The organism is Phenylobacterium sp., from assembly GCF_046590535.1.
Lineage (GTDB): Bacteria > Pseudomonadota > Alphaproteobacteria > Caulobacterales > Caulobacteraceae > Phenylobacterium.
In genome coordinates this window covers 1-2,586 of sequence record NZ_JBKJTG010000079.1, presented here as the reverse complement: position 1 = coordinate 2,586, position 2,586 = coordinate 1, and the positions used below count along the sequence as shown (strand labels likewise).

Below are 2,586 nucleotides of genomic sequence, written 5' to 3'. Positions count from 1 at the left end.
CATGGACAACTCCGGCAAGATCCGCGTCGCGGTGAACGGCTATGGCGTGATCGGCAAGCGGGTGGCGGCCGCCGTGCGGGAACAGGACGACATGATCCTTGTGGGCGTCGCCGACGTCAGCACCGACTGGCGCCTGCGCGTAGCGGCGCAGCTGGGCTTTCCCCTCTATGGGGCCGACCCCGACGCCGCGCGGGCTATGCAAGGTGTGGGTCTGCCCGTAGCGGGCGACCTGGGGGAGCTGATCTCAGCCGTCGATGTGGTGGTCGACTGCACGCCGAAGGGCGTGGGCGCCACCAACGCGGAACTCTACCGCCGCGAGGACAAGCCGTTCATCGTTCAGGGTGGTGAAAAGCACGCCCTGACCGGCCACTCCTTTGTCGCCGAGGCGAGCTATGCCGGGGCGCTCGGCCAGCCCGCGACGCGTGTGGTGTCCTGCAACACGACGTCGATCGTCCGCACCCTCTCCGCGCTCAAGCGGGCCGGATTGTTGCGCCGGGCGCGGGGAACCCTGCTGCGCCGGGCCACCGACCCCTGGGAAAGCGATCACAGCGGCATCATGAACACGCTCGTTCCGGAGCCCGAGATACCGAGCCACCAGGGCCCCGATGCGCAGAGCGTGGATCCCGAACTCGATCTGGTGACCATGGCGGTGAAGGTCCCCGAAACCATTGGGCATCTCCACTATTGGTCGGTGCAGATGACCCGGGCCGCTTCGAAGGCGGAGGTGATTGCGGCCTTCCTCACGTCCAGTCGGATCGCGCCCGTCCGCATGGACGAAGGGCATGTGGCGCTCAATACGATCAAGGAGATGATGGCCGATCTCGGCCGGCCACACGGCAACCTCTACGAAGTGGCGCTCTGGGTCGACATGCTTCGGGTTCAGGGCGATGAGCTCTTCTACGCCTACATGGTGGACAACCAGGCCATTGTCATCCCCGAGACCGTCGACGCCATCCGTGCGCTCACCGGGCACATTGCCGACCCCGTGGCCTCAATCGCCATGACCAACGCCAGCCTGGGCATTGGCGTGGTCAAGGGTGCGACCTAGGCCCGGCCCGCCTGGCGCTGGGCGGGGCCATCTGCTACCCGGCATGGGGAGAGCGGCGGTTTCCTGAGCCGGCCCATCCAAAGCCGCCAGCCGCTTACGCCTCGGCGTCGTCGATCCGGAGTTCCGCAGGCGCCCCATGTCGGCGCAGCACCGCCACCATCCGGCTCGCCTGTTCGACCGCCAGCGCCTTGCACCAGACCGGCGTCATCATCCGAGCGTCCCGTCGGATCGACCAGCCGTAGGGCTCCTTGACGACCTCGAAGGTGATCACCCGGTCTTCCGGGGCGACGCGCGCTTCACCGTCTTCCACATCAGTCATAGCTTTTGTCCCTCTCGCATCGGCGCAACGAACGCTTCGCGAACGCGCCGATGCTCGGTTCCGTTCCAACGGCGGGCGGCGGCTTGGCTGGGCCGTCGCCTTCGCGCGTCGCCGTTCCTCAGACTAGGGACGCTCAAGCTCCGGGGACCTTACAGTTCCCGCCTCGAGCGTTCGGATCAGGGTCCCTCGGTTTCGCGGGCAGCCGCGTAAGCGCGCGGTGGTCGTGAGCCCTTGGCGTCACCGCGGGTGCAAGTGCGCGCGGGACCTCGCCGCCGCAAGCCGATGGACCCGCGCTCACCGCCTGTAATCCCTCGACGCCTCGCGCGTCTTGTCAAAAGGCGCCGTCGCGGCCGGTCGCAGGACACCGTGTTTGCCTTCGACAACCTGGCGGCGCTGAACTCAGGGAGCTCGAACCATGACGTCGACCGCGCCGGCGGAACAGGACTTGGCGGTCGCTGGCGGCCCAGGGGTCCTTGCGGCCGCGCAGGCGCTGGACCAGCTCGCCATCAATACCATCCGCACACTGACCATCGACGCAGTCGAGCGCGCGCAGTCCGGTCACCCTGGGGCGCCCATGGCCATGGCGCCGGTGGGCTACACGCTGTGGAGCCGCTTTCTACGCTATGCCGCCGATGACCCGGCATGGCCGAACCGCGACCGGTTCGTTCTGTCGGCCGGGCACGGCTCGATGCTACTCTACGCCCTGCTACATCTGGCGGCGGTCAAGGCGTTGGATGCGGCCGGCAGGCCAACATCTGAGCTGGCGGTCAGTCTCGACGACATCCGGCAGTTCCGCACGCTGGGCAGCGTTTGCGCGGGCCACCCCGAGTACCGGCTGGCCACCGGGGTGGAAACCACCACCGGCCCGCTTGGCCAAGGCGCGGCGAACAGCGTCGGCATGGCGATGGCCGGGCGCTGGCTGGCCGCGCGCTACAACCAGCCGGGGCTGACGCTGTTCGACTACAACACCTACGCCCTCTGCAGCGACGGCGACCTGATGGAGGGCGTGTCCAGCGAGGCCGCCTCCCTCGCCGGTCACCTGCGCCTGTCCAACCTCTGCTGGATCTACGACGACAACCACATCACCATCGAAGGCTCGACCCACCTGGCGTTCGCCGAGGATGTGGCCAAGCGGTTCGCCAGCTACGGATGGTCGGTGCTGGACCTGCCTGACGCCAACGACGGCGAGGCCTTCGGCCGCGCGGTCGAGACCTTCCTG

The 2,586-nt window shown here is 68.1% G+C and carries 2 protein-coding genes and 1 pseudogene; 2 read left to right on the top strand and 1 reads right to left on the bottom strand.

Annotated elements, in window-relative coordinates:
• The first annotated feature begins 1 nt into the window (after window position 1).
• Window positions 2-1,048 carry a type II glyceraldehyde-3-phosphate dehydrogenase gene (locus tag ACLL81_RS04670; RefSeq protein ID WP_411287180.1) on the top strand — a complete coding sequence of 349 codons (1,047 nt, stop codon included), beginning with the start codon at window positions 2-4 and terminating at the stop codon, window positions 1,046-1,048.
• A 94-nt stretch (window positions 1,049-1,142) separates the two neighbouring features.
• On the opposite strand, the gene ACLL81_RS04665 is transcribed toward ACLL81_RS04670, so the two are convergent.
• A complete protein-coding gene (locus ACLL81_RS04665) occupies window positions 1,143-1,367 on the bottom strand; it encodes a hypothetical protein (RefSeq protein WP_411287179.1) in 225 nt (74 codons plus the stop codon).
• 415 nt (window positions 1,368-1,782) lie between these two features.
• Between ACLL81_RS04665 and ACLL81_RS04660 the strand changes: the two are divergent.
• A pseudogene (locus ACLL81_RS04660) lies at window positions 1,783-2,586 on the top strand (hypothetical protein); the annotation flags it as partial.

What these genes read in the sequence shown, in the direction of transcription:
- ACLL81_RS04670 (WP_411287180.1), top strand. Translation starts at nt 2, where the DNA reads ATGGACAACTCCGGCAAGATCCGCGTCGCGGTGAACGGCTATGGCGTG.
- ACLL81_RS04665 (WP_411287179.1), bottom strand. Translation starts at nt 1,367, where the DNA reads ATGACTGATGTGGAAGACGGTGAAGCGCGCGTCGCCCCGGAAGACCGG.